Here is a 22,360-nt window from a genome sequence, read left to right as displayed (position 1 = left end):
TTCTCGTGGTCAGGATTCGATGAGGGTCCGGCTCAGGTGCTTGGCCCGCTCCGGATCGCGTTGTTCGAGGGCGTCGAGGATCTGCCCGTGCAGGTCGAACACGGCCTGGCAACGGGGGACGGTCGTCATGTTGTGCTGCAGGGCCGCGCCGACCACGCCGGAAAAGTAGCGGTACAGCTCGCTCAAGGCGGGGTTGTGGGCGGCGTCCACCAGGCGCTGGTGGAAGACCAGGTCGCATTCGACATAGGCATCCACATCGCCGTGGTAGTGCTGCGCGCTGTGCTGCAGGGCGTCGCGCAGTGCCTGCAGGTCGGCTTCGGTGCGGCGCAACGCGGCCAGGCCGATGGCTTGTGTTTCAAGGATATAGCGGGTTTCGCGGGCGTGTTCGACGGCGCAGCGCGACATCACCTGCACGGCCTGCAGCGGGTCCACGGCGGTGCGCAGGTAGCTGCCGTCACCCTGGCGGACTTCCACCAGGCCGCTGAAAGCCAGGACGCGCATGGCCTCGCGCACGGTGTTGCGGCTGATGCCCAGGTCGCTGGCCAGCTCCGGTTCGGTGGGCAGGCGCTGGCCTACTGACCAGGTGCCCTGGGCGATGCGCTCGCGGAGTTGGTCTACGGCTTGTTCTACCAGGCTGCGTTTGATGAGCGGGGTCACGGGGGGTTTACGTCCAGTCATCGGATGAATTGCTTGACGATAGCGGGTTGGTGGGGGTGGGGCAAGGTCTCGGGTGGAGATGTTTAAGTGGCTGTTTTGAGTTTTACATCAACATTTTTAGAAGATGTCGACTTTTAGTCACCTTTTCGCCTTTACGGCGACCTCCTTTTCTCTTGGGAAAAGGAGGCAAAACCGTTCGGCTCCGTTCATACGGCCCCTGCGCTGCGCTCCGGGGTTCCCTCGCTCCGGGCTTGCTCCGGGAGTACGCGCCGACGGGCCATCCATGGCCTGATCGGCGCTCGACGGGCATCCATGCCCGTCGCCTCCCTACGCAAGCCCTGCACTCGGCCTCCTGAAGTCGCAATCGGCGGCGCCTGAGCTACCGTGCGCTTAGAAGCAAGAGCAAGAGCAAGAGCAAGAGCAAGAGCAAGAGATGCGAGTTTCGTGGTTGGCAGTGGCGATGTTATCGCCACTGCGATCCTCAAACCGACATGGAGCAGATCAGGCCTGACGTGCCTTCTTCATCCGGAACGCCACCCACAGCACGGCGATCCACGCTGGGATCAGCATCACCGAGATACGGATTGGCGGGGTGAGGTACATCACCACCAGGATCAGCACGATGAACGCCAGGCACAGGTAGTTGCTCAGCGGGTGCCACAGGCTCTTGTAGAACGGCGTGATGCCGGCCGCCAGCTTGGCCTTGCGGAACTTCAGGTGGGTGATGCTGATGCTCGCCCAGTTGATCACCAGCGCCGACACCGCCAGGGCCATCAGCAGGCCGAAGGCCTCGCCTGGCATCAGGTAGTTGATCAGCACGCACAGGCCGGTGGCGAAGGCCGACACGCCCAGCGCGGTGAGCGGCACGCCACGGCGGCTGACCTTGAGCAACTGGCGCGGTGCGTCACCCTGCGTGGCCAGGCCGAACAGCATGCGGCTGTTGGCGTACACGCAGCTGTTGTAGACCGACAGCGCGGCGGTCAGTACCACGATGTTGAGAATGGTCGCCACCAGGTCGCTGTCCAGTTCGTGGAAGATCATCACGAACGGGCTGCCGCCTTGCACCACCTTCTGCCAGGGATACAGCGACAACAGCACGGCCAGCGCGCCGATATAGAAGATCAGGATGCGATAGACCACCTGGTTGGTCGCCTTCGGGATGCTCTCACGCGGGTTGGCCGCTTCGGCGGCGGTGATGCCCACCAGCTCCAGGCCACCGAAGGAGAACATGATCACCGCCAGGGCCATGATCAGCCCGGTGACGCCATTGGGGAAGAAGCCGCCGTACTGCCACAGGTTGGCGACGCTGGCATCCGGCCCGCCATGGCCGCTGCTCAGCAGCCAGGCGCCGAAGCCGATCATGCTGACGATGGCCACCACCTTGACCAGGGCGAACCAGAACTCCATTTCGCCATATACCTTCACCTGGGTCAGGTTGATGGCGTTAATCACCACGAAGAAGATCGCCGCAGTGGCCCAGGTGGGGAAATCCGGCCACCAGTACTGCACATAGATCCCCACGGCCGTGAGCTCGGCCATGCCGACCAGCACGTACACCACCCAGTAGTTCCAGCCCGAGACGAAACCGGCGAACTCGCTCCAGTACTGGTGCGCGAAGTGGCTGAAGCTGCCGGCGACCGGCTCCTCGACCACCATCTCGCCCAACTGGCGCATGATCAGGAAGGCCATCAGGCCGGCGATGGCGTAGCCCAGCAGCACCGACGGGCCGGCCAGCTGGATGGTCTGGGCGATGCCCAGGAACAGCCCGGTGCCAATGGCCCCGCCCAGCGCGATCAGCTGGATATGGCGATTCTTCAGCCCGCGCTGCAAGCGCTCGGGCGTGCTCTGGTCTTGCATGAAGTGTCCTTTAGGTGAGGCAGTGTTATTGGTTTTGCTTGCAAATGGGCTAGATCCATCCACCCCATTGCAAGAAGAAAATCCCGATGTTCGTGGTGACGGCGGCCATCAGTGTAGTGATCACGATGATCGACGCCGCCAGTTCATGGTTGCCGTTGGCCTCCCGCGCCATTACATAGCTGGCCGCCGCAGTGGGGCTGGCGATGTAGAGGAACAGGATGCCCAGCTCGGCGCCACGGAACCCGCACAGCCAGGCACCCAGGGTGCCCAGCAGCGGCAGCCAGACCATCTTCACCAGGCTGACATCGACGGCCAGCCTGCCACTGTCGCGCAGGGCCGCCAGCGACAGGGTGCCGCCGATGCAGATCAGCGCCAGCGGCAGGGTCATCTGCGCCAGGTAGTCGCCGGAGGTCAGCAGCCAGTTGGGCAGCGGCACCTGGCCGTAGGCCATGGGTGTTGCCACCAGCACGCTGAGGATCAACGGGTTGCTGAGGATGCTCTTGCAGATGCTCCACGGGTCGGACTTCAGGTCCGGGCTGTACACCGCCAGTACCACCGCCGACAGCGAGTTGTACATGAGGATCACCAACCCAGCCAGCACCGCGCCGAGGGATATACCGTAGTCGCCATACAGGCTGGCCGCCAGTGCCAGGCCGATCACGCCGTTGTTACCGCGAAACGCGCCTTGCGTGTAGATGCCGCGGTCAGCCCGCGGGCAGCGCCAGATCGCCAGGCCCCAGGCCAGGCCGAAGCACGCCAGCGTCGCGCCGACGAAGTAGAGCATCACCCCTGGTTTCACCGCCGACGCCAGGTCGGCGTGGTAGATGCCGAGGAACAGCAGCGCCGGCATGCACACGTTGAACACCAGCTTGGAGGCGACCCGGTTGAAGTTGTCGTCGATCAAGCGGATGCGCTTGAGCAGCACGCCCATGAACAGCATGGCGAACACAGGGGCCGTGATGTTCAGTGTCTGGATGAGTAGGGCGAGCATGCAACGTGGTCCCGGGAAATGCCGTTAGGGAGCGCAATCATACGTGAGAGCCGGGGGCTTGCGCCCGCCACAGCTGCCAGATGCCAGCACAAAGGGGTCTTGACGTAGGAAATTTCCTGCATATGATGCATATCACTGTATATGCATACAGTATAAAAATGGATTATCCAGACATTGCAAGGAGCAAATCATGTCAGGAATGCACGCTGCACCTGTGGCCGCGAAGGCCCAGGCCACGCTGGTGGTCGCTGACCTCGACCAGCTGTTCGATGAGCAAGGCATCGCCCTGCCCGGCCCCGACAGCCATCTGGTGCTGGTCATGCACGGCCACCACATCCTCAAGTATCACCGCCCTGCGCCACCGTCGACTGGCGGCAAAACTGCGCAGCGCGGCCCGGAACTGTTTTTCGAAGGCGCCGAACACACCGCCATCGGCGACAACGCCCTGCTGCGTTACGAGGTGGGCCAACCGGGCATCCCCGCCCATCAGTCGCCGCTGCCACTGCCCAACGGCCTGAACCTGACCTATGGCCAGGTGATCGCCCTGGGCGGCGACTTCTACGGCCTGCCCGAGCGCCCGATCGCCGATGGCGGCAGCGACGCCGAACGGATCGAGCGCTTCATCCAGGCCTTCGACTCCCTGGCGCGCCTGCCGGCGGCCAAGGCGGAAGCCGAACAGATCCTCGCGGTCATGCAGGAAGAAATCCGCGCCGCCAACCAGGCCATCAAGGACGGCCGGCAGCCCCATGAAGCCTATGACGCACTGGGCGACAGCCTGTCGGCACGCTGGAACCGCATCACCGGCGGCGGCAGCTTCGCCTCCGACCTGTTCCCCCTTGGCCGCTACCTGAAACTGGCCGCCAGCAACTGGGACCATTTCGGCCCCTGGGCGCTGCTGGCCTACCAGGCCGGCCACGCCGCCGCCCTGCAGCAGGCGCTGAAAGCCCGCGCCAGCGGCGCCGAACGCGACCTACAACTGGCCTATGCGATGAACGCCTTCGCCGACCACTTCCTCACCGACCTGTTCTCCGCCGGCCACCTGCGGGTGCCGCGCAAGGCCTTGGCAGACACCGTCACGCCGAGCGATGTCGGCTCGCTGATCTCGCGCTTCATGCACGACGAGGACAGCAAGTACGGCCTGGCCGTGCGCAATGCCGAGGGCGAGCAATGGCGCGCCTACGGCGACAAGCGCTACTTCGACAGCGTCGATGTGGCCAACCGTCGTCAAGTGACGCGCGCCGTGCAGCGCTCGGCCGATGAAGTGTTCCAGGCCTTCGCCGAGGGCCGCGTGCCCCAGGCCAAGGACTTTTCGGCCCTGCGCCTGGCGCCCGACCTGCGCGCCGCCGAACAGGACCTGGTGCCCGGCAACTTCGCCGCGCTGTACTTCCAGGACGGCAAGGCGGTGTTGCGGCGCAAGGACGTCAACGACCTCAACGACCGCAACCGCATCGGCGACTGGTGGGGCTGGAGCACCTACCTGCTGCTCAAGGACTACAAGCCGAACAAGCCCACCGGTTTCATCGATGCCCCCGCCACCGCGCCGGTGATCACCGGCTGGGAGCGCCGTGAACCCGATGGCCTGAACTGGCAACGGGGCAACGCGGTGCGCTATGCCTTCAGCATCACCGACCAGCTCAACGAGTCGTACATTGGCCCATGGAGCGGCTATGCCGAGCTCACCGACCAGTTCCACCCGAGCGTGCAGGTGCCGGCGGACGGCAAGCAACGCGGGCGCAACCTGTTCCGCCAGTTCCGCGGCGGCTCACCGGAGCTGATCGCCAGCCTGGACGCAAAGACAACGCTCTATATCGATCGCAACGCGTGACAAGGAGGTCACCGATGAATATCAAGGTCAAACTGGAACTGGCTTCGGGCCAGTCGATGGAAGGCATGCCGCTGGAATTGCTGCGTGATGGCAAAGTGATTGGCCGGGCGAAAGTGCCGGCAGGCGGACAGGTGGCGTTCGAGGCGCCATTGGGAGCAGGACAGCTGGCGGTGCGGGTTGACCGCTCGGGAGGGAAAGCCGCTTAACGCTGTAGTACGCCATCACGGGGCAAGTCGGGCCGCCGCATCGCCGCTCCCACAAGGTCGTCCAGAGCTTGGAAGCCCTGGGCATGACCTGCGTGGGAGCGGCGATGCGGCGACCCGACTTGCCCCGCGATTTTTCAGCGTCGGACCGGACGCTTCTGCAGCTTGCGCTGCAAGGTGCGCCGGTGCATGCCCAGCGCCCGCGCCGTGGCGGAGATATTGCCCTCGTGCTCGCCCAGCACGCGCTGGATGTGCTCCCACTGCAGGCGATCCACCGACATCGGGTTTTCCGGCACCAGGGTGTCCAGGTCGGTATGCTCCGAGAGCAGCGCCGCCAGCACATCGTCGGCATCGGCCGGTTTGCACAGGTAGTTGCAGGCCCCGCGCTTGACCGCCTCGACCGCCGTGGCGATGCTCGAGTAACCGGTCAGGATCACCACGCGCATCTCCGGATCCAGCTCCAGCAGCTTGGGCAGCAATACCAGGCCCGAGTCGCCCTCCATCTTCAGGTCCAGCGTGGCGTAGTCGGGCAGGTCCTGCTCGGCCAGTTTCAAGCCTTCCTCGGCGGAACCCGCGGTGCTCACACGGAACCCACGACGCGACATCGCCCGGGCCATCACCCGGGTGAAGGTGGCGTCGTCATCCACCAGCAGCAGGTGCGGCAGCTCTTCGCCTTCGACCTGGTTTTCTTCGCTCATCATGCATCTCCTCGCTTGCCATGGGGCAGGCGCAATTCGGTCAGGGTGCCACCCTGCTCATGACTATAGAGTTTCACCGAACCGCCCGCACGCGTCACGCTGGCCTTGCTCAAGAACAGGCCCAGGCCGAAGCCTTTGCCCTTGGTGGTAATGAAAGGTTTGCCGATCGCCTCGGCGATGGCCGGTGGTACGCCGGGGCCATGGTCGCGGATGCTGATGACGATGTCCTGGGCGTCCCAGTCCAGGCGCACCTCCAGGTCGTCCGGGCAGGCATCGGCGGCATTGTTCAACAGGTTCAGCAGGGCCTGGGTCAGGTCTGGTGGCGGCGTCAGCCGCGGCACCACGCCATCGCGCAGGCGCTGGAAACGGTAGCTGGCTTCCGGGCGCATCAGGTGCCAGCGGTTGAGCGCCTCGTCGAGCCAGGCAGTGACGTCCTGCTCGACGATCGCCAGGCGCCGGTTGGCCTCGGCGGCGCGCACCAGCTGCTGCAGGGTCTCCTTGCACAGCTTGACCTGGTCCTGGAGGATCTGCAGGTCCTCCTGCAACAACGGGTCGGCGTGGTCCTGGCGCATTTCGTTGAGCAGCACGCTCATGGTCGCCAGCGGCGTGCCCAGTTCGTGGGCGGCGCCGGCGGCCTGGGTGGCCACGGCCAGCAACTGCTCGTCGCGCAGGCTTTCCTCGCGGCGCTCGGCACGCAGGTTCTCCTGGCGGCGCAACTCCTCGGCCATGCGCGCGGCGAAGAAGGTGATCACCCCCGCAGCCAGGGCGATGCTCAGCCACATGCCGTAGACCTGCATGGTGTCGCGCGCCAGCGGCAGCGTTTCCAGCGGGTAGTACTGCACCAGCAACAGGCTGTAGGCCACCAGGGCGATACCCGAGAGCACCAGCGAGTAGAGCCACGGCAAGGTCACCGCGGCGATGGCCAATGGCACCAGGTAATAGGAGACGAAGGGGTTGGTCGAGCCGCCCGAATAATAAAGCAGGGCGCTGTGGATCAGCAGGTCGCAGGCCAGCTGCAGGGCGTACTCGAGTTCGGTCACCGGCAGCGACAGGCGCAGGCGCAGGGCGGTGAACGCGCACAGCAGCGACGACAGGGCCAGCGTGACTGCCAGCGAGAACCACGGCAGCGGCAGCAGCTCGGTCCAGTAGGCCACGCCTACCGAGCCCGCCTGGGCCGCCAGGACGAGGATGCGGATGAAGGTCAGGCGCCAGAGGTTCTGGCGTGTGGCGGACAACGGATGTGCGACGGCGAGCATGAGCTCTCCCAATGAGTGCTCCAGGAAAATCGGCTGGAGTATACCGAAGCCGGGCGCTCCACTGCAGCGATGCGGCAAAGCGCCACACTTTGCCATAGATTCATGATGGCACTTTTGAACCCTCTACACTGTCACCGGTCTGATCGGCCATGCGTGGAACGGATCTGCTCATCCACGCCTTACCCTGCCAAGGAGCTCCACATGCACATTACCCGTCGCGGCGCCGCCGCCGTTGCCCTGTCCTGCGGCATGCTCGCCAGCCTGCCGGCCCTGGCGGCCGACGAGCCACGCTACAACCAGGTGTCGCTGCGTGCCGAAGTCAGCAAGGAAGTGGCACGCGACCTGATGGTCGTGACGCTGTACAGCGAAGCGCAGAACACCGACCCGGGCAAGCTGGCCAAAGAGATCACCGAGACCATGAACAAGGCCGTGCAGCAGGCCCGCCAGGTCAAGGACGTGAAGATCAGCCAGGGCAGCCGCAACAGCTACCCGATCTACGACACCAAGGGCCAGAAGATCACCGGCTGGCGCGAGCGCGCCGAACTGCGCCTGGAAAGCGCCGACTTCCCGGCCCTGTCCAAGCTCACCGGTGACCTGCTGCAAGACCTGAAGATGGGCGGCATGGACTTCTCCATTGCCCCGGCCACGCGCAAGTCCAATGAAGACGAGCTGCTCAAGGATGCCGTCGCCGCGTTCAAGGCCCGCGCCCAACTGGCCACCGATGCCCTGGGCGGCAAAGGCTACAAGGTGGTCAGCCTGAACCTCAACAGCAGCGGTTACCCGCGCCCTTACCTGCGCAACGCGCCGATGGCGATGATGGCCAAGGGCGCCGCCGATGAATCCGCGCCGGCACCGGATATCGAAGCCGGAACCAGCGAAGTGAGCATGAGTGCCGACGGCCTGATCGAAGTCCAGGTGCCCTGACCCACTCGACTGGATGTCCGAGATGGTCAAAACCGTCTCGGACAGCAGTTTCAGACCTTTCCTACGCACCAAACGGGTGCGTCTGCTTGTCACATAAAGTGCGAAATATCCTGAAATTTTCGCCCTTTTCCCCCTCGCAAACGTTCAACATTCGCCAAAGTTATATGGATGCGACATCCATGTACGTCAGTACCACGTTTTTGGCGTCAACCATCCTGCTGAGTGTTGCATTGGGAATACCCCCTGCATAAGTATCCGCAGGTCGGCTCACGAGGCCGCCTCAATTCGAAAAATGACAACAATGAGGCCACCATGCTCAAACACGCAGTCATTCCGTTCCTGGTAGGCGCAGGCTTGCTAGCCGGTGCACCGATCGCCCACGCCGCGTCCAACCTGGTGTTCTGCTCCGAAGGCAGCCCGGCCGGTTTCGACCCGGGGCAATACACCACCGGAACCGACTTCGACGCCTCCGCCGAGACCATCTTCAACCGCCTGACGCAATTCGAGCGCGGCGGCACCAAGGTCATTCCGGGCCTGGCCACCAGTTGGGACGTCTCCGAGGACGGCAAGACCTACACCTTCCATCTGCGTGAAGGCGTCAAGTTCCATACCACCGACTACTTCAAACCGACCCGCGACTTCAACGCCGACGACGTGCTGTTCACCTTCAACCGCATGCTCGACAAGGACCAGCCCTTCCGCAAGGCCTACCCTACCGAGTTCCCGTACTTCACCGACATGGGCATGGACAAGAACATCGCCAAGGTGGAGAAGGTCGACGAGCACACTGTGAAGTTCACCCTCAACGACGTCGACGCCGCGTTCATCCAGAACATGGCCATGCACTTCGCCTCGATCCAGTCGGCCGAATACGCCGACCAGCTGCTCAAGCAGGGCAAGCCCGCCGACATCAACCAGAAGCCGATCGGTACCGGGCCGTTCGTGTTCAAGAGCTACCAGAAAGACTCGAACATCCGCTTCACCGGCAACAAGAGCTACTGGAATCCTGAGGACGTGAAGATCGACAACCTGATCTTCGCCATCAGCACCGACGCCTCTGTGCGCATGCAGAAACTCAAGAAGAACGAGTGCCAGGTGACGCTCTTCCCGCGTCCGGCCGATATCAAGCCGCTGCAGGAAGACAAGAAGCTGCAGATGCCAGACCAGGCCGGCTTCAACCTCGGCTACATCGCCTACAACGTGATGGACAAGGTCAAGGGCAGCAATGAAGCGAACCCCCTGTCCCAACTCAAGGTCCGCCAGGCCCTGGACATGGCGGTCAACAAGCAGCAGATCATCGAATCGGTGTATCAGGGTGCCGGCCAGCTGGCGGTCAACGCCATGCCACCAACGCAGTGGTCCTACGACACCACCATCAAGGATGCCAAGTACGATCCCGAGAAGGCCAAGCAGCTGCTCAAGGAAGCCGGCATCAAGGAAGGCACCGAGATCACCCTGTGGGCCATGCCGGTGCAACGCCCCTACAACCCCAACGCCAAGCTGATGGCCGAGATGCTCCAGTCCGACTGGGCCAAGATCGGCATCAAGGCCAAGATCGTCAGCTACGAATGGGGCGAGTACATCAAGCGCTCCAAGGGCGGCGAGCAGGGCGCCATGCTGATTGGCTGGAGCGGCGACAATGGTGACCCGGACAACTGGCTGGGCACGCTCTATGGCTGCGATGCCATGGATGGCAACAACTTCTCCAAGTGGTGCTACAAGCCCTACGACGACCTGATCAAGCAAGCCAAGGCGACCCCCGACCAGGCCAAACGCACCGAGCTGTACAAGCAGGCGCAACATATCCTCAAGGAGCAGGTGCCGATCACCCCGATCGCCCACTCCACCGTGTATCAGCCCATGAGCGCGAAAGTGAAGGACTTCAAGATCAGCCCGTTCGGCCTGAACTCCTTCTACGGGGTCAGCGTGGACAAGTAACGGCCGTGATCGGCCCGCCGGGTTTTCCGGCGGGACGATGACACGACCGGGCGATACGTAGGGTAATTCCCTCACGCTCGCCGGAACGCTCCCGCACCCAAATCAGTAGCGAACCCTGGTTCCCGCATTCTGGCGCGCCTATCGTCAGGACCGGGATGCAGCAGCCGCGTTTTGCCTGTCGCGGCCTGAAAACACGGACAAAGGATCTGCCATGCGCCTGACCACACTGAGTTCCACCCTGCTTGCCCTCGGCCTGCTGAGCCAGGCTCCCGCGAGCCTCGCCAACAACCTGGTGTTCTGCTCCGAAGGCAGCCCGGCGGGCTTCGACACCGCCCAGTACACTGCGGCCACCGACAACGACGCCGCCGAACCGATCTACAACCGCCTGGTCGAGTTCGAGCGTGGCGGCACCGCCGTGCAGCCGGGCCTGGCCACCGACTGGCAGGTGTCCGAGGACGGCCTGAAGTACACCTTCCACCTGCGCCCCGGGGTGAAGTTCCATGGCAACAAGGACTTCAAGCCCAGCCGCGACTTCAACGCCGACGACGTGCTGTTCACCTTCAACCGCATGCTCGACAAGGACCACCCCTTCCGCAAGGCCTACCCCACCGAGTTCCCGTACTTCATCAGCATGGGGCTGGACAAGAACATCGCCAAGGTCGAGAAGACCGACCCGCTGACCGTGGTCTTCACCCTCAACAAGGTCGACGCCGCGTTCCTGCAGAACATCGCCATGGCCTTCGCCTCGATCCTCTCCGCCGAATACGCCGACCACCTGCTGGCCAGCGGCAAGGCCAGCGATATCAACCAGAAGCCGATCGGCACCGGCCCGTTCGTGTTCCAGCGCTACCAGAAGGATTCGCAGATCCGCTTCAAGGGCAACAAGGACTACTGGGCACCTGACCTAGTGAAGATCGACAACCTGGTGTTCTCGATCAACGTCGACCCCTCGGTGCGCATCCAGAAGCTACGCCGCAACGAATGCCAGATCACCCTGCACCCGCGCCCGGCCGACCTGCCCGCGCTCAAGGGAGACGGCAAGCTGCAGGTGATGACGCAACCCGGTTTCAACCTTGGCTACATCGCCTACAACACCCAGCACCCACCCTTCGACCGGCTGGAGGTGCGCCAGGCCATGGACATGGCGGTGAACAAGCAGGCGATCATCCAGGCGGTCTACCAGGATGCCGGCCAGACCGCCGTCAACGCCATGCCGCCAACCCAATGGTCCTACGACAAATCGATCAAGGACGCCCCCTTCGACCCGGAAAAGGCCAAGCAGCTGCTCAAGCAGGCCGGGGTCAAGGAAGGCACCGAGATCACCCTGTGGGCCATGCCGGTACAGCGGCCCTACAACCCCAACGCCAAGCTCATGGCCGAAATGCTCCAGTCCGACTGGAGCAAGCTCGGTTTCAAGGTGCGCATCGTCAGCTATGAATGGGGTGAGTACCTCAAGCGCATGAAGAGCGGCGAGCATGACATCGCCCTGATCGGCTGGACCGGCGACAACGGTGATCCGGACAACTGGCTCGGCACCCTGTTCAGCTGCGACGCCATCGGCAGCAACAACTACTCCTTGTGGTGCGATTCGCAATACGACGCGCTGGTGAAAAAAGCCAAGCAGGTCACCGACCGCGAGCAGCGCACCAGCCTCTACGAACAAGCCCAGCAACGTCTCAAGCAACAGGTGCCGATCACCCCGGTCGCGCACTCCACGGTCAACCAGCCGCTGAGCATCAGCGTGAAAGACTTCAAGGTCAGCCCCTTCGGACGCAACGTTTTCTCCGGCGTCAGCATCGATTGACCCTGCAACGCCCGGCCGGGAGTGCGACCCACTCCCGCGACGGCGTGCAGCCCGGATTTGCCTGGCAACCCCCAGGCAGACACTGCAGTACCGCGTCACCGTGACAAGCCCGGCCCACAAGGTCGGGTGATAACTAGAAAAATATCAGGGAGCTTTCATGTTGATTCGTACCACAACCACCGCACTGGCCTTGTCCGTCGGCGCCTTCTGCGCCCTCGCCCAGGCCGAACCCGCAAGCCAGGACTTCGTGCCGTTTGCGCTCAAGTCCAGCAGCGAACAGGCCGAAGCCAAAGGTTTCATCGATGGCCAGAGCCTGTCCGGCAGCACCCGCAACTGGTATGCCCGCGAACGCGCCACCCGCGCGCCGCTGTGGAAATACACCAAGAGCGATGGCACCCGCCACGACACCCACAGCCGCGACAACTGGGTGCAGGGCACCATCCTCAACTACAGCTCGGGCTTCACCGAAGGCACCGTCGGCTTTGCCGTCGAGGCCGCAGCCTACAATGCCATCGCCCTCGAGCAAGGTCGCGCCGCCGTGGCCGGCCCGAACAACCGTACCCTGACCCACAGCGACGGCGACCCGATCGGCCAGTGGAGCAAGATGGGCCTGGGCAACGTCAAGGCGCGCATCTCCAACACCACGCTGACCGTCGGTCGTCAGTCGGTCGACACCCCGATGATCGCCTACATCGGCAACCGTGCCTTGCCATCGAGCTTCCAGGGCGCGTTCCTGCACAGCGCCGAGTTCGAGAACCTGTCGTTCGACGTAGGTACCTTCGACCGCGTTTCGCCGCGTACCGAGCAGAGCCTGAGCAAGTTCCGCAGCGAATACGGCGCCGCCGGGGTCGAGACCGACCGCGCCAGCACCGTCGGCATCAACTACCAGCCGCTCAAGAGCCTGACCACCAGCCTCTACGCAACCAAGGTCGACGACTTCTGGAACCAGTACTACTTCGGCGCCAACCACGTGCTGGGCGACAGCGCGGTGCTGAGCCTGACCACCGGTCTGAACTACTACAAGACCGTGGACGAAGGCAGCAAGAAGATGGGCGAGATCGACAACGACACCTACAGCCTGTCGTTCGGCCTGACCCACCAGGCCCACACCCTCACCGCCTCCTGGCAGCAGGTCAACGGTAACGAGTACTTCGACTACCTGCACGAGACCAACGGCATCTACCTGGCCAACTCCCTGCTGTCGGACTTCAACGGCCCGAACGAGAAATCGCTGCAGATCAGCTATGTGCTGAACATGGCGCCCTATGGCGTGCCAGGCCTGAAGTTCAACGTCTACAACGCCCGCGGCTGGGATATCGACGGTACCCACTACAAGGGCACCGCCTATGACGTCCGCGGCCAGGACGGCGAGAACCACTACGAGTGGGGCATCGGCACCAGCTATGCGGTGCAGAGCGGCATGCTGAAGGACACCACCATCCGCGCCACCTATACCGCCCACCGTGCCAGCAAGGCGCAGAGCGACGGCAGTCTCGACGAGTTCCGCGTCGTCACCACCATTCCGTTCAACATCCTCTGACCGTTGGCGCCACGGCCCGCCTCCCCACGGGCCGTGGCGGCTACGCTGGAACTAGCACTGCAGGGAGGTTCCATGAAATTGCTACCGCTACGTGCTGCCCTGGCAGCCGTCATCCTGGGCGCCGCATCGAATCTGGCGGCCAAGCCGCTGGTGGTGTGCACCGAAGCCAGCCCGGAAGGCTTCGACATCGTCCAGTACACCACCGCCGTCACCGCCGACGCCACGGCCGAGGCCATCTTCAACCGCCTGGTCGACTTCAAGCCTGGCACCACCGAGATCCAGCCGGCCCTGGCCACCAGCTGGGACGTCAGCGCCGACGGCCTGGTCTACACCTTCCACCTGCGCGAAGGTGTCAAGTTTCACACCACCGACTACTTCAAGCCCACCCGCGACTTCAATGCCGATGACGTGCTGTGGAGCCTGAACCGTCAGCTGAAGAAAGACCATCCGTGGCACGACAAGACCAGCGTCGGCTACCCCTACTTCGAGAGCATGGCCTTCAAGGACCTGCTCAAGTCGGTCGAGAAGACCGACGATCACACCGTGGTGATCACCCTGACCCGCCCGGAAGCGCCTTTCCTGCGCGACCTGGCCATGGCCTTCACCTCGATCTACTCCGCCGAGTACGGCGACCAGTTGCTCAAGGCCGGCAAGACCGGCGACCTCAACAGCAAGCCGGTCGGCACCGGCCCGTTCGTGTTCCAGCGCTACAACAAGGACGCCAACGTCCGCTACAAGGCCAACCCGGACTACTTCCGTGGCAAGCCACCCGCCGACGCGCTGATCTTCGCCATCGCCACCGACAGCAATGTGCGCCTGCAGAAACTGCGCGCCAACGAATGCCAGATCGCCCTGTATCCCAAGCCTGACGACGTGCCGGGGATCAAGACCGACCCGAAACTCAAGGTCGCCGAGATCGAGGCGCTGGTTACCGGCTACATCTCGATGAACACCCAGCACAAGTACCTGAGCGATGTGCGCGTGCGCAAGGCGATCGACATGGCCTTCGACCGCCAGACCCACGTCGACCAGCTGTTCGGCAAGGGCAACGCCCTGGTTGGGGTCAACCCGTATCCACCGACCATGATCGGCTACAACACCGACAACAAGAACCCGCCCCACGACCTCGACAAGGCCCGCGCCCTGCTCAAGGAAGCCGGCGTGCCGGAGGGCACGGTGATCACCCTGTTCACCCGCAACGGCGGTGGCCCGACCAACCCCAACCCGCGCCTGTCCGCCGAAATGCTGCAGTCGGACCTGGCCAAGATCGGCATCAAGCTGGACATCCGCGTGATGGAGTGGGCCGAGATGCTGCGTCGCGCCAAGAAGGGCGAGGCCGACCTGGTGTCGGCGGGCTGGGCCGGCGACAACGGCGACCCGGACAACTTCCTCACGCCGATGCTCAGCTGTGACGCGGTGAAAAGCGGCGAGAACTATGCGCGCTGGTGCAACCAGAAATTCCAGGACCTGATCACCCGCGCCCGTGAAGTGATCGACAACGACGAACGCGCCAGGCTCTATAACGAGGCCTTGGCGGTGTACGATGAAGACCAGCCGTGGATCAGCATGGCCCACCCGAAAATGTTCACCGCCATGCGCGAGAACGTCGAAGGCTATGTGATCAACCCACTGACCAACAACAACTTCGCCACCACCAAGGTGAAGTAGAACAACAACAGCCGCCGGACCTTGTGCAAGAGGCCCCGGCGGCACGCCGTTTCCGGCTGATGAGGTACCCCTGACAATGTTGAGTTTTATTGCCCGACGCCTGGGTCTGCTGATTCCGACCTTCTTCGGTATCACCCTGCTGACCTTCGCGCTCATACGCCTGATCCCCGGCGACCCCGTCGAAGTGATGATGGGCGAACGCCGGGTCGACCCCGAAATGCATGCCCAGGCCATGGAGCGCCTGGGCCTGAACAAGCCGCTGCCGGCCCAGTACCTGGACTATGTCGGCAAGCTCGCCCAGGGCGACCTGGGCGAATCCCTGCGCACCCGTGAAAGCGTATGGAACGAATTCCTCACCCTGTTCCCGGCAACCCTGGAGCTGGCCATGGCCGCCCTGCTGTTCGCCGGGGTCATCGGCCTGCTGGCCGGGGTGATCGCCGCGCTCAAGCGCGGCTCGCTGTTCGACCACGGGGTGATGGGCATCTCCCTGGCCGGCTACTCGATGCCGATCTTCTGGTGGGGCCTGATCCTGATCATGTTCTTCTCGGTAAGCCTGGGCTGGACACCAGTCTCCGGGCGCATCGACCTGCTCTATGACATCGAGCCGAAAACCGGCTTCATGCTTATCGACACCCTGCTCAGCGACGAGGAAGGCGCGTTCAAGGATGCGCTGATGCACCTGATCCTGCCGGCCATCGTGCTGGGCACCATCCCGCTGGCGGTCATCGCCCGCATGACCCGTTCGTCGATGCTCGAAGTGCTGCGCGAGGATTACATCCGTACCGCCCGCGCCAAGGGCCTGTCGCCGTCGCGCGTGGTGTTCATCCACGGCCTGCGCAACGCGTTGATCCCGGTACTCACCGTGTTCGGCCTGCAGGTCGGCACGTTGCTGGCCGGCGCCGTGCTCACCGAAACCATCTTCTCCTGGCCGGGCATCGGCAAATGGCTGATCGAAGCCATCGGTGCCCGTGACTACCCCGTGGTCCAGAACGGCATCCTGTTGATCGCCTGCCTGGTGATCCTGGTCAACTTCGTCGTGGATATCCTCTACGGCCTGGCCAACCCACGCATCCGTCATCAGCGCTGAGGACTACGCCATGACCAGCCCGATTCCAAAATCCGTCACCCCGCCCAGCGTGGTCGACCAAAGCTTGCTCTACCCCTCGCCGTATAAAGAATTCTGGCAGGCCTTCTCGCGCAACAAAGGCGCGGTGGCCGGCCTGGCCTTCATGTGCCTGGTGGTGTTCTGCGCCCTGTTCGCCCCCTGGGTGGCGCCGCACAACCCCAGCGAGCAATACCGCGACTTCCTGCTCACGCCGCCGGTATGGCTCGAAGGCGGTACCTGGCAGTTCATCCTCGGTACCGACGAACTGGGCCGCGACCTGCTCTCGCGGCTGATCCAGGGCGCCCGACTGTCGCTGCTGATCGGCCTGTCGTCGGTGGTGATGTCGCTGATCCCGGGCATCCTGCTGGGCCTGCTGGCCGGCTTCTTCCCGCAGATCCTCGGCCCCTCGATCATGCGCCTGATGGACGTGATGCTGGCCCTGCCCTCGCTGCTGCTGGCCGTGGCCATCGTCGCCATCCTCGGCCCAGGCCTGATCAACACCGTGATCGCCATCGCCATCGTCTCGCTGCCGTCCTACGTGCGCCTGACCCGCGCCGCGGTGATGGGCGAACTGAACCGTGACTACGTCACCGCCGCGCGCCTGGCCGGTGCCGGCCTGCCGCGGCTTATGTTCGTCACCGTGCTGCCCAACTGCATGGCGCCGCTGATCGTGCAGGCCACCCTGAGCTTCTCCTCGGCGATCCTCGACGCCGCCGCCCTGGGCTTCCTCGGTCTCGGCGTGCAGCCGCCAACCCCCGAGTGGGGCACCATGCTGGCCTCGGCCCGCGACTACATCGAACGCGCCTGGTGGGTGGTGAGCCTGCCCGGCCTGACCATTTTGCTCAGTGTGCTGGCAATCAACCTGATGGGCGACGGCCTGCGCGACGCGCTGGATCCGAAACTCAAGAACGCCGCCTGAGGAGATCGCCATGTCACTGTTGCAGATCAACAACCTGAACGTGCGCTTCGGCGACGCCAATGCCGTGCCCGTGGTGGACGGCCTCGACCTGAGCGTGGATGCCGGCGAGATCCTCGCCATCGTCGGCGAGTCGGGCTCGGGCAAGTCGGTGACCATGATGGCGCTGATGGGGCTGATCGAAGCCCCCGGGCGCATCACCGCGGACGTGCTCGACTTCGCCGGCACCAACATGCTCAAGCTCAGCGGCCGCCAGCGTCGCAAGGTGGTGGGCAAGGACATCGCCATGGTCTTCCAGGACCCGATGACCGCGCTCAACCCCAGCTACACCGTGGGCTACCAGATCGAGGAAGTGCTGCGTCAGCACCTCGGTCTCAAGGGTAAGGCAGCGCGCCAGCGCGCCCTGGAGCTGCTGAAGAAGGTCGAGATCCCGGCCGCCGAAAGCCGCCTGGACGCCTACCCGCACCAGCTGTCCGGCGGCATGAGCCAGCGCGTGGCCATCGCCATGGCCATCGCCGGCGAGCCGAAACTGCTGATCGCCGACGAACCCACCACCGCGCTGGACGTGACCATCCAGGCGCAGATCATGGAGCTGCTGGTCAACCTGCAGAAAGAGCGCAACATGGCGCTCATCCTGATCACCCACGACCTGGCCGTGGTCGCCGAAACCGCCAAGCGCGTGTGCGTGATGTACGCAGGGCAAGCGGTCGAAGTCGGCCAGGTGCCGGAGCTGTTCGACATTCCCGCCCATCCGTACAGCGAAGCGCTGCTGGCGGCCATTCCCGAGCACAGCATCGGCGCCGAACGCCTGGCCACCCTGCCCGGCATCGTCCCCGGCCGCTATGACCGCCCGCAAGGCTGCCTGCTGTCGCCGCGCTGCCCCTATGTGCAGGAAAACTGCCGCCGGCAGCGCCCGGCCCTCGATCCCCAGGCCCATAGCCTGGTGCGTTGCTTCTATCCGCTGAACCAGGAGGTGGCGTGATGGCCGTCGTACTTTCCGCTCGTGAGCTGACCCGCCACTACGAAGTCTCCCGCGGCCTGTTCAAGGGCCATGCGCTGGTGCGGGCGCTCAACGGCGTGTCGTTCGAACTGGAGGCCGGCAAGACCCTGGCCGTGGTCGGTGAATCCGGCTGCGGCAAGTCGACCCTGGCGCGTGCCCTGACCCTGATCGAGGAGCCATCCTCCGGTTCGCTGCAGATCGCCGGTCACGAGGTCAAGGGCGCCAGCAAGGACCAGCGCAAACAGCTGCGCCGTGATGTGCAGATGGTGTTCCAGAGCCCCTACGCCTCGCTCAACCCACGGCAGAAGATCGGCGACCAGCTCGCCGAGCCGCTGCTGATCAACACCTCGCTGAGCAAGGCCGAACGCCGCGAGAAAGTGCAGAAGATGATGGAGCAGGTGGGCCTGCGCCCCGAGCACTACCAGCGCTATCCGCACATGTTCTCCGGTGGTCAGCGCCAGCGCATCGCCCTGGCCCGGGCGATGATGCTGCAACCCAAGGTACTGGTGGCCGACGAACCCACCTCGGCGCTGGACGTGTCGATCCAGGCCCAGGTGCTGAACCTGTTCATGGACCTGCAGAAGGAGTTCAACACCGCCTACGTGTTCATCTCCCACAACCTCGCAGTGGTGCGCCATGTGGCGGACCAGGTGTTGGTGATGTACCTCGGCCGGCCGGCGGAGATGGGGCCCAAGCAGGACATCTACGACAAGCCGCTGCACCCGTATACCCAGGCGCTGCTGTCGGCCACCCCGGCGATCCACCCGGACCCGCTGAAGCCGAAGATCCGCATTGCCGGTGAATTGCCCAACCCGCTGAATCCACCGGACGGTTGCGCGTTCCACAAGCGTTGCCCGTATGCCACCGAACGCTGCGCCAAGGAAGTACCGGCGTTGCGCCAAGTGAGCACGCGGCAGGTGGCGTGCCACTACGCCGAGCAGTTCCTGTAGGTCCGGGTAGCCTTCATCGCGGGGCAAGCTCGCTCCCACGAAGCCAGTTCGGCCTCGTGGGAGCGGGCTTGCCCCGCGATTGTTTCAATGCATGAAGAACCAGATCAGGATGATCACCGGAATCGGCACCCCAATCATCCACAGCAGTATCGAGCGCATGGCTGTTCTCCTCGTTTGGTGTTGATCAAAAGAGGTGCAGCCCCCATGCCAGCTGTATCAAAAAATTACATACATACAAATCAAAAACTTAGCCGGCAACCGCTCGGAAAAACCGTGCAAAATGCCGGATCCGTGGCCTTGCGCCTGGGTTTTCTGCAATGCACTATCGGGCCCATGACCACCACTCCCCTCTCCGACGGCCCTGAGCAGACCCCGCTCACCGCCACCACCGTCATGCGCTACCACCTGTGCTGGAAGCATCGCGACCTGGACGGGGTGATGGCCCTGTACCACCCGGATATCCAGTACCACGACTTCTTCCAGAACCGCGTGCTCGGTTTCAGCCAGCTGCGCGACTACGTGCGCGCCAGCCTGCCCCATGAGGCCGGTGAAGACATCGTCCACAGCGACCGCATCCGCGTCGATGGCTGCACCGCGTTCATCCAGTACCAGGTCACCGTACAAGGCGGCGACGGCCTGGTGGCGTTCCAGTCCAGCGAGGCGATCACGGTCAAGGACGGGCTGATCTGGCGGATCAACGAATACGCCACGCTGGTGCGCGGCGATGCCAAGGGCAGCCCCGCTGGTGGTCCGCGCCCGGCCACCAGCCGGCTCGGCCTGTCGCCACGCCAGCTGTCGACCATGGCCCAGGACCTGGAACATTACTTCCTGGCCCAACGCCCCTACCTTGACCCTGAACTGGACCTGCAGCAGGTCGCCGACGAAAGCGGCTACAGCCGCAACCAGATTTCCTATCTGCTCAACCAGGTGCTTGGCCAGAGCTTCTACCGCTACGTCAACCAGGCCCGCCTGCAACACCTGCTGAGCCGGTTGGACAATAATTGCGCTACGGCGCCCGTCGATGAACTGGCGTTCAACGCCGGTTTCAATTCGCTGTCGGCGTTCTACAAGTGCTTCCGTGAGCACACCGGCCTGTCGCCCAAGGCCTACCTCAAGCAAATTTCCCTGCGTGCACGCACGTAAGACAGCCCTCCCCGCGCTTCACTAGGATCGTCCACATACCTTGAACGGATGTGGAGCCCGACGCGATGCAACCCCTGCGCACGATCAGCCTGTGGATGGACCAGCTCGACGAGCCGCTGTGCGCGCGCCCGGCCCTGCACCAGGACCTGGACCTCGACGTGTGCATCATCGGCGCCGGCTACACCGGCCTGTGGACCGCCTACTACCTCAAGCGCCAGGCGCCGCAGCTGAATATCGCGGTGATCGAGGCCAACATCGCCGGCTTCGGCGCCTCCGGACGCAATGGCGGCTGGCTGATGGGCAACCTGCTGGGCGAGGACCGCCTGCTGGCCACGCTCTCGCCGCAGCAACGGCGTGAAAGCATCGACCTGCTGCACGGCATCCCCGACGAAGTCCACGACGTGCTCCTGCGCGAAGGCATCGCCTGCGACTACCGCAAAGGCGGCGTGCTCTACTGCGCCGCCCGCTACCCGGAACAGGAACGCAGCCTGCGCGCCTGGCTCGACGACCTCTACCGCCAGGGCATGAATGAAGACGACTACCGCTGGCTGCGCCCGGAACAGCTGGATGCCCAGCTGAAGGTGAGCAACCCCTACGGCGCCCTCTACAGCCCGCACGTCGCCACGATTCAACCGGCCAGGCTGGTGCGTGGCCTGGCACGGACGGTCGAGGCCATGGGCGTGCCGATCTACGAGAACACCCCAGCCATAGACTGGCAGACCGGTGAAGTGCGCACCCCGTTGGCACGCATCCGCAGCCACTGGGTGGTGCCGGCCGTGGAAGGCTACGCCGCCAGCCTGCCACCGCTTGGACGGCACCAGCTGCCGGTACAGAGCCTGCTGGTGGCCACCGAGCCGCTGCCGGAGTCGACCTGGGAGCAGATCGGCCTGAGCCAGGGCCAGGCCTTCAGCGAAAACAGCCGCCAGGTCACCTATGGCCAGCGCAGCGCCGACAACCGCCTGGTGTTCGGTGCCCGCGGCGGCTACCGCTTTGGAGGCCGTCTGCGCGAGGACTTCACCCTGACCACCGACGAGGTGGAGCTGCGCCGCTACCTGTTCGGCGAACTGTTCCCACAGCTCAAGCACGTACGCATCACCCACTCCTGGGGCGGCAACCTCGGCATGGCCCGGCGTTTCCGCCCGCACATGCTCTGCGACCGCCAGCGCGGCATCGCCCTGGCCGGCGGTTATGGCGGCGAGGGTGTCGGCGCCACCAACCTCGGTGGACGCACCCTGGCCGCGCTGATCCTCGGCCAGCACAACGAACTGACCGCGCAGCCCTGGGTGCACGACAACCGCCCGCTGTCGAGCCTAGCCAGCTGGCCACCCGAGCCGTGCCGCTGGCTGGGCTACAACGCGATCATCCAGAGTTTCGTCCACGAGGACCGGACCCTCGCCAACCCCGCCAGCGCGCCCTGGCGGCGACGCCTGGCCAGTGGGCTGGCCGACTTCATGGAAGGCTTCATGCACTGACTTCCCCTCACCACCACACAGGATCCACCGGTCATGAGCATCACCCAGTTCAAGCACACCGACAGCGCCATCCTGGACAGCAGCACCCCGGTCGCCGTACCCCTCGGCGAGCCGGTCGCGGTCACTTCGGTCACCTGCGTCGAACGCAACGACGGCGTCGAGACCGGTATCTGGGAATGCACCCCGGGGCGCTGGCGGCGGCAGATCGTGCAGCAGGAGTTCTGCCATTTCATCAAGGGCCGCTGCACCTTCACTCCCGACGGTGGAGAGCCCCTGGTCATAGAAGCCGGAGACGCACTGATGCTACCGGCCAACAGCCTCGGCACCTGGGATATCCAGGAGACCGTGCGCAAGACCTACGTCCTCATTTTCTGATCCGCTGATCGCCTGCCTTCGATAACAACAGACAAAGC

Annotated in this window: 19 protein-coding genes; 14 read left to right on the top strand and 5 right to left on the bottom strand. The window is 64.2% G+C overall.

The genetic code is table 11. The annotated features are described in order from the left end of the window. Positions 1-9 precede the first annotated feature (9 nt). From AAHK21_RS18680 to AAHK21_RS18670, 3 genes are all read right to left on the bottom strand, one after another. A complete protein-coding gene (locus tag AAHK21_RS18680) occupies positions 10-678 on the bottom strand; it encodes a FadR/GntR family transcriptional regulator (RefSeq protein WP_367858005.1) in 669 nt (222 codons plus the stop codon). A 480-nt stretch (positions 679-1,158) separates the two neighbouring features. Then, complete coding sequence (locus AAHK21_RS18675; protein WP_046854285.1) at positions 1,159-2,514, bottom strand: amino acid permease; 1,356 nt, start codon at positions 2,512-2,514, stop codon at positions 1,159-1,161. Positions 2,515-2,563: 49 nt separating this feature from the next. After that, positions 2,564-3,505, bottom strand: a complete 942-nt coding sequence (locus AAHK21_RS18670; protein ID WP_367858004.1) for an AEC family transporter — start codon at positions 3,503-3,505, stop codon at positions 2,564-2,566. A gap of 190 nt (positions 3,506-3,695) precedes the next feature. Here AAHK21_RS18670 and AAHK21_RS18665 point away from each other — a divergent pair, with 190 nt between their 5' ends. Further along, a complete protein-coding gene (locus tag AAHK21_RS18665) occupies positions 3,696-5,330 on the top strand; it encodes a phospholipase (protein WP_367858003.1) in 1,635 nt (544 codons plus the stop codon). 14 nt (positions 5,331-5,344) lie between these two features. Next, complete coding sequence (locus AAHK21_RS18660; RefSeq protein WP_367858002.1) at positions 5,345-5,536, top strand: hypothetical protein; 192 nt, start codon at positions 5,345-5,347, stop codon at positions 5,534-5,536. A gap of 134 nt (positions 5,537-5,670) precedes the next feature. On the opposite strand, the gene AAHK21_RS18655 is transcribed toward AAHK21_RS18660, so the two are convergent. Further along, positions 5,671-6,231, bottom strand: coding sequence for a response regulator transcription factor (locus AAHK21_RS18655; RefSeq protein ID WP_023632665.1), 561 nt, complete (start codon positions 6,229-6,231; stop codon positions 5,671-5,673). Continuing rightward, positions 6,231-7,487, bottom strand: a complete 1,257-nt coding sequence (locus tag AAHK21_RS18650) for an ATP-binding protein (RefSeq protein ID WP_038706754.1) — start codon at positions 7,485-7,487, stop codon at positions 6,231-6,233. The genes AAHK21_RS18655 and AAHK21_RS18650 overlap by 1 nt, the downstream gene beginning before the upstream one ends. A gap of 201 nt (positions 7,488-7,688) precedes the next feature. On the opposite strand from AAHK21_RS18650, the gene AAHK21_RS18645 reads away from it, so the two are divergent. The 12 genes from AAHK21_RS18645 to AAHK21_RS18590 all read left to right on the top strand — a co-directional run bounded on the left by AAHK21_RS18645 (position 7,689) and on the right by AAHK21_RS18590 (position 22,322). Next, positions 7,689-8,411 carry an SIMPL domain-containing protein gene (locus AAHK21_RS18645; RefSeq protein ID WP_102684911.1) on the top strand — a complete coding sequence of 241 codons (723 nt, stop codon included), beginning with the start codon at positions 7,689-7,691 and terminating at the stop codon, positions 8,409-8,411. Positions 8,412-8,723: 312 nt separating this feature from the next. After that, positions 8,724-10,349, top strand: coding sequence for an ABC transporter substrate-binding protein (locus AAHK21_RS18640; protein WP_367858001.1), 1,626 nt, complete (start codon positions 8,724-8,726; stop codon positions 10,347-10,349). Between the two features lie 211 nt (positions 10,350-10,560). Then, positions 10,561-12,153 carry an ABC transporter substrate-binding protein gene (locus AAHK21_RS18635; protein ID WP_367858000.1) on the top strand — a complete coding sequence of 531 codons (1,593 nt, stop codon included), beginning with the start codon at positions 10,561-10,563 and terminating at the stop codon, positions 12,151-12,153. A gap of 160 nt (positions 12,154-12,313) precedes the next feature. Further along, positions 12,314-13,693, top strand: coding sequence for an OprD family porin (locus AAHK21_RS18630; RefSeq protein ID WP_367859005.1), 1,380 nt, complete (start codon positions 12,314-12,316; stop codon positions 13,691-13,693). Positions 13,694-13,765: 72 nt separating this feature from the next. Beyond that, positions 13,766-15,361 (top strand): ABC transporter substrate-binding protein, encoded by a 1,596-nt coding sequence (locus AAHK21_RS18625; RefSeq protein ID WP_367857999.1) that lies wholly within the window; start codon positions 13,766-13,768, stop codon positions 15,359-15,361. Positions 15,362-15,437: 76 nt separating this feature from the next. Then, on the top strand, positions 15,438-16,448 hold the full coding sequence (locus AAHK21_RS18620) for an ABC transporter permease subunit (RefSeq protein WP_023630501.1): 1,011 nt from the start codon (positions 15,438-15,440) through the stop codon (positions 16,446-16,448). A gap of 10 nt (positions 16,449-16,458) precedes the next feature. After that, complete coding sequence (locus AAHK21_RS18615) at positions 16,459-17,385, top strand: ABC transporter permease subunit (protein ID WP_046854276.1); 927 nt, start codon at positions 16,459-16,461, stop codon at positions 17,383-17,385. A 10-nt stretch (positions 17,386-17,395) separates the two neighbouring features. After that, positions 17,396-18,364 (top strand): ABC transporter ATP-binding protein, encoded by a 969-nt coding sequence (locus AAHK21_RS18610; protein WP_046854275.1) that lies wholly within the window; start codon positions 17,396-17,398, stop codon positions 18,362-18,364. Then, on the top strand, positions 18,364-19,332 hold the full coding sequence (locus tag AAHK21_RS18605; RefSeq protein WP_046854274.1) for a peptide ABC transporter ATP-binding protein: 969 nt from the start codon (positions 18,364-18,366) through the stop codon (positions 19,330-19,332). The genes AAHK21_RS18610 and AAHK21_RS18605 overlap by 1 nt, the downstream gene beginning before the upstream one ends. A gap of 333 nt (positions 19,333-19,665) precedes the next feature. After that, positions 19,666-20,475 (top strand): helix-turn-helix domain-containing protein, encoded by an 810-nt coding sequence (locus AAHK21_RS18600; protein ID WP_367857998.1) that lies wholly within the window; start codon positions 19,666-19,668, stop codon positions 20,473-20,475. 65 nt (positions 20,476-20,540) lie between these two features. Then, positions 20,541-21,947: an NAD(P)/FAD-dependent oxidoreductase gene (locus tag AAHK21_RS18595; protein ID WP_367857997.1), complete on the top strand. Its 1,407-nt coding sequence runs from the start codon at positions 20,541-20,543 to the stop codon at positions 21,945-21,947. A 33-nt stretch (positions 21,948-21,980) separates the two neighbouring features. Continuing rightward, the gene (locus AAHK21_RS18590) at positions 21,981-22,322 is read left to right on the top strand and encodes a cupin domain-containing protein (protein ID WP_367857996.1); all 342 of its coding nucleotides are present in this window, start codon (positions 21,981-21,983) and stop codon (positions 22,320-22,322) included. The last annotated feature ends 38 nt before the right edge of the window (positions 22,323-22,360 follow it).

The organism is Pseudomonas sp. TE50-2 (genome assembly GCF_040813665.1).
GTDB classification, from domain to species: Bacteria; Pseudomonadota; Gammaproteobacteria; order Pseudomonadales; family Pseudomonadaceae; genus Aquipseudomonas; species Aquipseudomonas soli.
This window is presented reverse-complemented; position numbering and strand designations above follow the sequence as displayed.

Bases quoted from the DNA above. Each gene is read 5' to 3' on its own strand.
- AAHK21_RS18680 (WP_367858005.1), bottom strand. From the start codon at position 678: ATGACTGGACGTAAACCCCCCGTGACCCCGCTCATCAAACGCAGCCTG.
- AAHK21_RS18675 (WP_046854285.1), bottom strand. From the start codon at position 2,514: ATGCAAGACCAGAGCACGCCCGAGCGCTTGCAGCGCGGGCTGAAGAAT.
- AAHK21_RS18670 (WP_367858004.1), bottom strand. From the start codon at position 3,505: ATGCTCGCCCTACTCATCCAGACACTGAACATCACGGCCCCTGTGTTC.
- AAHK21_RS18665 (WP_367858003.1), top strand. From the start codon at position 3,696: ATGTCAGGAATGCACGCTGCACCTGTGGCCGCGAAGGCCCAGGCCACG.
- AAHK21_RS18660 (WP_367858002.1), top strand. From the start codon at position 5,345: ATGAATATCAAGGTCAAACTGGAACTGGCTTCGGGCCAGTCGATGGAA.
- AAHK21_RS18655 (WP_023632665.1), bottom strand. From the start codon at position 6,231: ATGAGCGAAGAAAACCAGGTCGAAGGCGAAGAGCTGCCGCACCTGCTG.
- AAHK21_RS18650 (WP_038706754.1), bottom strand. From the start codon at position 7,487: ATGCTCGCCGTCGCACATCCGTTGTCCGCCACACGCCAGAACCTCTGG.
- AAHK21_RS18645 (WP_102684911.1), top strand. From the start codon at position 7,689: ATGCACATTACCCGTCGCGGCGCCGCCGCCGTTGCCCTGTCCTGCGGC.
- AAHK21_RS18640 (WP_367858001.1), top strand. From the start codon at position 8,724: ATGCTCAAACACGCAGTCATTCCGTTCCTGGTAGGCGCAGGCTTGCTA.
- AAHK21_RS18635 (WP_367858000.1), top strand. From the start codon at position 10,561: ATGCGCCTGACCACACTGAGTTCCACCCTGCTTGCCCTCGGCCTGCTG.
- AAHK21_RS18625 (WP_367857999.1), top strand. From the start codon at position 13,766: ATGAAATTGCTACCGCTACGTGCTGCCCTGGCAGCCGTCATCCTGGGC.
- AAHK21_RS18620 (WP_023630501.1), top strand. From the start codon at position 15,438: ATGTTGAGTTTTATTGCCCGACGCCTGGGTCTGCTGATTCCGACCTTC.
- AAHK21_RS18615 (WP_046854276.1), top strand. From the start codon at position 16,459: ATGACCAGCCCGATTCCAAAATCCGTCACCCCGCCCAGCGTGGTCGAC.
- AAHK21_RS18610 (WP_046854275.1), top strand. From the start codon at position 17,396: ATGTCACTGTTGCAGATCAACAACCTGAACGTGCGCTTCGGCGACGCC.
- AAHK21_RS18605 (WP_046854274.1), top strand. From the start codon at position 18,364: ATGGCCGTCGTACTTTCCGCTCGTGAGCTGACCCGCCACTACGAAGTC.
- AAHK21_RS18600 (WP_367857998.1), top strand. From the start codon at position 19,666: ATGACCACCACTCCCCTCTCCGACGGCCCTGAGCAGACCCCGCTCACC.
- AAHK21_RS18595 (WP_367857997.1), top strand. From the start codon at position 20,541: ATGCAACCCCTGCGCACGATCAGCCTGTGGATGGACCAGCTCGACGAG.
- AAHK21_RS18590 (WP_367857996.1), top strand. From the start codon at position 21,981: ATGAGCATCACCCAGTTCAAGCACACCGACAGCGCCATCCTGGACAGC.